This is a genomic window from Frankia sp. CoBUL1 (assembly GCF_978021245.1).
The window spans coordinates 1-6,667 of sequence record NZ_CDXDOS010000192.1; the positions used below are offsets into that span (position 1 = coordinate 1).

Annotated in this window: 5 protein-coding genes; 2 read left to right on the plus strand and 3 right to left on the minus strand. The window is 69.3% G+C overall.

Features of this window, described 5'->3' with window-relative positions; genetic code table 11:
• Positions 1-678 precede the first annotated feature (678 nt).
• The gene (locus AC08OX_RS13310; protein WP_476608115.1) at positions 679-2,085 is read left to right on the plus strand and encodes an aminopeptidase P family protein; all 1,407 of its coding nucleotides are present in this window, start codon (positions 679-681) and stop codon (positions 2,083-2,085) included.
• Positions 2,086-2,306: 221 nt separating this feature from the next.
• Here the strand turns inward: AC08OX_RS13310 and AC08OX_RS13315 are convergent, their stop codons facing one another.
• Positions 2,307-2,648: a histone-like nucleoid-structuring protein Lsr2 gene (locus AC08OX_RS13315; protein WP_476608111.1), complete on the minus strand. Its 342-nt coding sequence runs from the start codon at positions 2,646-2,648 to the stop codon at positions 2,307-2,309.
• Between the two features lie 664 nt (positions 2,649-3,312).
• Here AC08OX_RS13315 and AC08OX_RS13320 point away from each other — a divergent pair.
• Positions 3,313-3,639, plus strand: coding sequence for a hypothetical protein (locus AC08OX_RS13320; RefSeq protein ID WP_476608112.1), 327 nt, complete (start codon positions 3,313-3,315; stop codon positions 3,637-3,639).
• A gap of 385 nt (positions 3,640-4,024) precedes the next feature.
• Here AC08OX_RS13320 and AC08OX_RS13325 read toward each other — a convergent pair whose 3' ends face one another.
• Together AC08OX_RS13325 and AC08OX_RS13330 are read right to left on the minus strand one after the other, a co-directional pair.
• Positions 4,025-4,849, minus strand: a complete 825-nt coding sequence (locus tag AC08OX_RS13325; RefSeq protein ID WP_476608113.1) for an ABC transporter ATP-binding protein — start codon at positions 4,847-4,849, stop codon at positions 4,025-4,027.
• 204 nt (positions 4,850-5,053) lie between these two features.
• Positions 5,054-6,667 (minus strand): ATP-binding SpoIIE family protein phosphatase (locus tag AC08OX_RS13330; RefSeq protein ID WP_476608114.1); only part of this gene is annotated, 1,614 nt, incomplete at its 5' end.

A 6,667-nucleotide genomic window follows, 5' to 3' on the forward strand; every position in this document is an offset into this window, starting at 1 on the left:
TACCCGGTGGTGTTCGCGACACGCAGTGCAGTACCCGAATCGCACGATGCCGGTGGCTATCGGACCGGCATTACGGCACACCGAGGACGTCCGCCCCCGGACCGACTCGATCCGTGCAACGCGGACCCGCCTTCCCCGCCGACCGGCAGATGAGTTAACGGTCCACGACGGAAGGTCACAACCGATCGGATCCCCCAGATCTCCCACAACCGATTGCGTGCCCTCGTTAACTCACCCGAGGTGGGAGGAACAGTCTTCATGGAAGGGTCCGAAGGCGGCGAAGTGGGTAGCGGCGTTCGGGCCCAGGTCGCGACGCGACCGCCCACATCGGCCCGGCATCACCGCGGCGGCGCGATGCACCAAATGCCCGGCGGACCAACGACGAGAAGTCCGGCCAACGCGCCGGGCATGGCGGTGTGCCTCGCGCGCTACCCGCCGTCCGCAACGGGGCCTACCGTTAACGGTATGAGTGCCCAGTCCCACCAAAGCTCACCTCCACCGACCAGCACGGGGGTGCCCGAGAGCGCGCCGGCCGGGCGTGATCCGAACCTCATCACGACCGACGAGCCGGGCGTTGTCCCCACCGGGGCCAGTGAACCTCCGGCATCGGATGATTCCGTGCGCGAACCCGGACAGGCCAACCACGACGAGGAACCACACGCGGCGTTCCGGCGATTTATGTCGACCGGGTGGGCGCCGATTGACGACGCTGTGCCATCCCGCGATGACTGCGCACCCTACACCGCGAAACGTCGCGCCTTGTTGGGTTCGCGGTTCCCGGCGGACGCGCTTGTGGTGCCGAGCGGCGGTCTGCGGGTACGGGCAAACGACACAGATTTTCCGTTCCGTCCCGGAAGCGACTTCTTCTGGCTGACCGGCTGCCATGAACCCGATGCCGTGTTGGTTCTGCTACCCAACGCGGCCGGTGAGCATGATGCGGTGCTCTATGTCGCCGGGCGGTCCGACCGGTCGAGCTCCGCCTTCTACACCGACCGGCGATACGGGGAACTGTGGGTCGGTCCCAGACCGGGGGTTCGGGAGACCGCGGCACAGCTGGAGATCGAATGCCGGCCGCTCACGGAGCTCGCGGACGCGCTCGCGCGGTTGGCACCGGGAAACACCCGGGTACTACGCGGAGTCGATCCGGTCGTGGATGGTTCGGTGCTGCGCTGGTCCGGCCGGGGTGGACCAGGAACCGACCGCGATCTGGCCCTCGCACAGGCCCTTTCCGAGCTGCGGCTACTCAAGGACGACTTCGAGATCGCCCGATTGGACGAGGCGATCGCCGCGACCGTGCGTGGCTTCACCGAGTGCGTGGGAGAAATCGGTCGGGCGATGGACCTGCCCAACGGAGAACGATGGTTGGAGGGGACGTTCTGGCGGCGGGCCCGGGTGGACGGCAACGACGTGGGATACGGTTCCATCGTCGCCTGTGGCCACCACGCCACGACGCTGCACTGGGTCCGCGACGACGGGCCGGTACGCGCCGGTGATCTCGCCCTGCTCGACATGGGGGTCGAGGGACGCTCCCTCTACACGGCCGACGTCACCCGCACGCTTCCGATCAACGGACGGTTCACCGAGGTGCAGCGCCAGGTCTATGACGTGGTTCTTCGCGCCCAGCAGGCCGGGATCGACGCGGTCCGGCCGGGAGCGTCCTTCCTGGAGCCGCACCGGGCCGCCATGCGGGTCATCGCCACGGCTCTCGACGACTGGGGGCTCCTGCCGGTCAGTGCGCAGGAGTCGCTGATCGAGGACCCACGCTCCCCGGGAGCGGGCGTCCATCGCCGCTATACCCTGCACTCCACGTCGCACATGCTCGGATTGGACGTGCACGACTGCGCGCAGGCGCGCGACCAGACCTATCGCGACGCGGCGCTGGAACCGGGCATGGTATTGACGGTCGAACCGGGCCTGTACTTCCAGCCGGACGACCTGATGGTTCCGCCGGAGCTGCGAGGCATCGGCGTCCGGATAGAAGACGACATCCTGGTCACCAGGGATGGAAGGCGGAACATGTCCGCCGCACTTCCGCGAACCGCGGAAGACGTCGAAAACTGGATGGCCCGGCAGCTGCCGAACTGACGGAACGAACAGATCTGGCGACGGACTGCGTCAGCGGCAACGCCAATAGTTCCTGCCACACCGGCCCGGTCGGTGTGGCAGGAACCTGACCATGCAAAACCTGATCACACGATCTTCGGTCCGCCGGATCGCGCAGCCCGTCGTCCAATACCACGGGCACTACCGCTACAAGGGGTTCCACTGCTCCGGTCCCTACCCCGGAAAAGCAGTCAAGACCAGGATCAGTGGGCCTTGTCGTACGCCTCGACGATGTTGGAAGCGATACGCCCCCGGTCACTCACCGTGTAACCGTTGCTGCGCGCCCACTCACGAATGTCGGCGGTACGGTCGGTTCCGCCGATACGGCGCGAAGCGGCACGCACACCACGCCGGCCACCCGCCGCCCGACCGCCAGAACGGCGAGCCGCGGTGACGAACGAAGCCAACGACTCACGCAACTTCGTGGCGTTCTTCTCCGACAGGTCGATCTCATACTGCGCACCGTCGAGTCCGAACCGGACGGTCTCGTCGGCCTCTTCTCCACTGAGATCGTCAATCAACGAGACGATGGTCTTCTGGGCCATGCCACTCTCCTTCAGGTCAGCGGACCGCAGAACTCACGCGTCTATTATTACCACGAGAACGCGGGGAACTGTCACGCCTGGTTCGTCGGGCTCGCAGGCTTGGGTCGCCGAAGACGAAGTCAGCGCTCAACGCACGCCGCCCTGGCAGTCGGAGTGCGGAACCCAAAGACAGGGAGCAAGCTCCACATGATAGAGGGATGATCATGTTCTGCGAATCACACCTTCCCAGTCGAAAGGCCGACCGCAAGCGGACAGTTGGGCAGGCGTGGACCGGGCGGCGTCCATGTCCTCCGACCTTGGGACACCGATCGTGTTCGTCTACCGACTCCCGTGGACGATTGCCCGGCAAACGGCGGGCAACAGCCGCCGGCGCCTTTGGGGTGGTGGTGCCGCGAGCGGAACCGACCGGTACGAATGCCAAAGGGGATCGCCGCGCCGGATGAGTACCCCTGATTCCGGCGCCGCCGGTATGAGCCGACCCACGGACGAGTACCCGCGCACGTGGGTGGTAGACGGTGCCAACGTGATTGGCTCCCGGCCCGACGGGTGGTGGCGGGACCGCCCAGGAGCGGCCGGACGGCTAGTCGACGCTATTTCGGCGCGGATCACCCGTCCCGGCACGCACCCACGGCCATCATCGAGGCCGGAATGGCCCGAGCGGATCGTGGTCGTTCTCGAGGGTGCGGCGCGGGCCGGAGTTCCCGAGGGAACCGTACGGCCCGGAAAGATCACACCCGAAAAGATCCGGCCCGCGGACGTCGCGCCCGAGAAGGGCCGCCACGTTCCAGCGAGGGCGGACCGCGCGGCACCGACCATCGTCGTCGTGCACGCCCCCGGGCACGGCGACGACGCCATCGTGGCGGCGGCGCGCGACGCGGTCGCGCCCGTGGTCGTCATCACCTCGGATCGGCAACTTGCCGGCCGGCTGAGGTCGCTCGGCGCGGGTGTGCGACGGTCGGGATGGTTGTGGGACCTGCTCGACGAACGATGAACGACGGCCAACCAGCGACGGGTCCGGGGGCAACCGGCGGCCAGCGTCCGTCCGGGTCGCCGGCCAGCCCACGAACGGACGAGCCTCGGAGAGGGAGCACGACGGCCGCCGCGAAAGAAACACACCGGCGATACCGGAAAAGGCGCGCTACGACGGGCTGAGGCCGCTTGACGGGGATGGACGGCCCGCCGGACCGTACGCGAAACGCCGGGACCGAGCGGTGACTCGGGACCGGATCACGTCGGGAAGGTCACCGCACCCCGCCGATCGTGGTCATCCGACCATCGACCGACTCCGTCCGACCATCAACCGACGCCGGTCACAGCCGATCGGCCCCTGAACGGACAAACACCCCGCGGCGCAGGCTCAGCCCCGCGGCACAGGCTCAGACCGAGGCGGATACCGGATGCCGGGGAGGCGGTCCAGCGGCAAGCCGGGCGGTGTAGCGACCGGCCGCCACGCCGACCTCCAACGGAATCCCGAAGCAGGAGGAGAGCGCCTGCGCGGTGAGGACCTGCGCGACCGGACCGGCCGCAAGCGCCTGGCCGCCGCGCACCAGCAACGCGTGAGTCACCCCGACCGGGATCTCCTCCACGTGGTGGCTGACGAGGACGAGGACAGGAGCGATGGGGTCGGCCGCGAAGCGGGTGAGCCGCCGCATCAACGCCTCCCGCGCACCCAGATCGAGCCCGGAGGCGGGCTCGTCGAGCAGGAGGAGTTCCGGGTCGGTCATGAGGGCCCGGGCAATGAGCACGCGCTTGCGCTCTCCCTCGGAGAGGGTTCCGAACCGACGGTCGACCAGTCCACGGCACCCGAACTGGGTCAGCAGGCCGGCCGCGCGGGTGAGATCGACCTCGTCGTACTCCTCGTCGGCGCGGCCCAGCACGGACCAGCCGGCGGTCACCACCGCGTCGAGTACCCGCTCGTCGGCGGGTGGCGTCTCCACCAGCGCCGGGCTGACGACACCCACCCGGTATCGTAGATCGAGAAGGTTGACCTTGCCGAGACGGGCGCCGAGCAGGTCGACCGTGCCCCTGGTGGGAAACAGCCGGCCCAAGGCCACCTGCAGCAGGGTCGTCTTCCCGGCGCCGTTGGGACCGAGGACCACCCAGCGCTGGCCAGGGAACACCGCCCACGACACGTTCCTGAGCAGGTATGACCCATCTCGCACGACATTGACATTGTCGAGGCGCAGCACCGCGTCCGGCATGCAGCTCACGTTACGCGACACCAGACTTCCTGATGCCGCCGGGACGGCCGGTCCACCCGTATCAGGCCGTCTCGTGCCGTAGCCGGCAGGTCAGCCCGTCACCCGGGCAGCCCCGCCCCGGCTGTCCGGACGGATTCACCCGCCGGACTGAGGTAAATCGGACAGATCTAACAGGCCACGCACTTGACCCTCATGGCCATGGCGTCAGTCCGGTTCGGGCGGGGTCGTCCCGGTCAGGTCGATCTCGGCCCACACGGCCTTCCCGTCGGGGAGCGGACGGATGCCATGCCGAACGGCGAGCTGGGAGACCAGGCCGAGCCCGCGGCCGGCCTCATCCTCGGCCGCGGCGTGGCGCCGCCGCAGCACCCGGCCGCCACCGTCGGCGACCTCCACGACGGCCCGGTCGCCCAGCAGCCGCAGCCGCACCGACAGTGGTGGGCGACCGTGCCGCACCGCGTTGCTCGCCAACTCCGACAGCACCAGAACGATGGTGTCGACGACTTCCGAGGCCAGCGGCGCGTTCTCCAGCGCGAGCCTGGCCTGAGCCCGCACGGCGCGCAGGCTCGCCGCACCGTCGAAGGTGACGTCCAGGAGGGCCGCCGCGGCCGTCGGTTCAACGGGCAACCGGGCGAACAGAAGCGCGACGTCATCGGCCGCCACCTCGTCGGCCGCCACCTCGTCGACCGCCACCTCGTCGACCGTCCCGGAACCCACTGGGCCGGGGGCGACGGCGGGACCGAGACCGGCACACGCCGCGGTGACCAGGTCGTCCAGATTCGCGGTGAACCTGTCGCTGGCGCGGGCGAGCGCGGCCGCGAGCTGCGAGACCCCGGCGTCGAGGTCGCGCGCACGTCCCCGGACGAGCCCGTCGGTGAACAGGGCGATCAGATATCCCCGTCCCAGTCGCACCGTGTACTCGGTCACGTCCGACCGGGCCACCCCGAGTGGAGATCCCACCGCCATGTAGAGCCTGGAGACCAAGCCGTCCGGCGCGACGACCAGGGGCGGCGGGTGCCCGGCACTCGCCAGCGTCAGCACCCCACTGTCGATCTCAACGACCGCGTAGATGCAGGTGGCGATCTCCTCCCCGGGCAGGTCCGCGACGATGTCGTCCAGCAACGTCAGCACCTCGGCCGGGGGAAGATCGAGACGGGCGCAGGTGCGGGCCGCTGCGCGCAGCTGCCCCATCACCGCGGTCGCCCGGATCCCTCGGCCCATCACGTCACCGATCATCAGGGCAACTCGCCCGGCTCCCAGGTCAATCACGTCGAACCAGTCGCTACCGGCGTCGTCATCGACCCCGCCGGGCAGGTAACGGGTGGCCACCTCGAGCCCGGACGGGACGGCGGGTGGAGAACCGCGCAACGCCTCACGCAGCGCCAGCGCATTGCTGCGCTCTGCGGTCCCCCGATCGATCCGGTCCAGGACGACCCCCACCCGGGCGGCGAGTTCGGTCAGCAAGAGCAGATCCGCTTCGGTGAACGGAGGTCGATCCGCAACGGCGGTCACACTCAGTACGGCGACGACGTGGCCGACCCGTACCACGGGTACGACAGCCATCGTGTGGGCCCCCACCTGGCGGATCCACCGCTCGACGTCGGCCGGCGGATCCCACTCGCCCGCTGTCAGTGCGACGATCAGCCGTTCGCCCCGGCGGGCGGCCCGGACGAACGGACTCGTCGGCGACGTCGCCGCGCCGGCCACCGAGGCGAACGGAGGCACCGCGCCGAGCCCGTCACGGGCCAGGACGACGAGTGGACGCAGCTCGGGCACCGGCTCTGCCGCCCGGTCCCCCGCCGTCTCCTCGAGACCCTCCCC

What these genes read in the sequence shown, in the direction of transcription:
- AC08OX_RS13310 (WP_476608115.1), top strand. Translation starts at nt 679, where the DNA reads ATGTCGACCGGGTGGGCGCCGATTGACGACGCTGTGCCATCCCGCGAT.
- AC08OX_RS13315 (WP_476608111.1), bottom strand. Translation starts at nt 2,648, where the DNA reads ATGGCCCAGAAGACCATCGTCTCGTTGATTGACGATCTCAGTGGAGAA.
- AC08OX_RS13325 (WP_476608113.1), bottom strand. Translation starts at nt 4,849, where the DNA reads ATGCCGGACGCGGTGCTGCGCCTCGACAATGTCAATGTCGTGCGAGAT.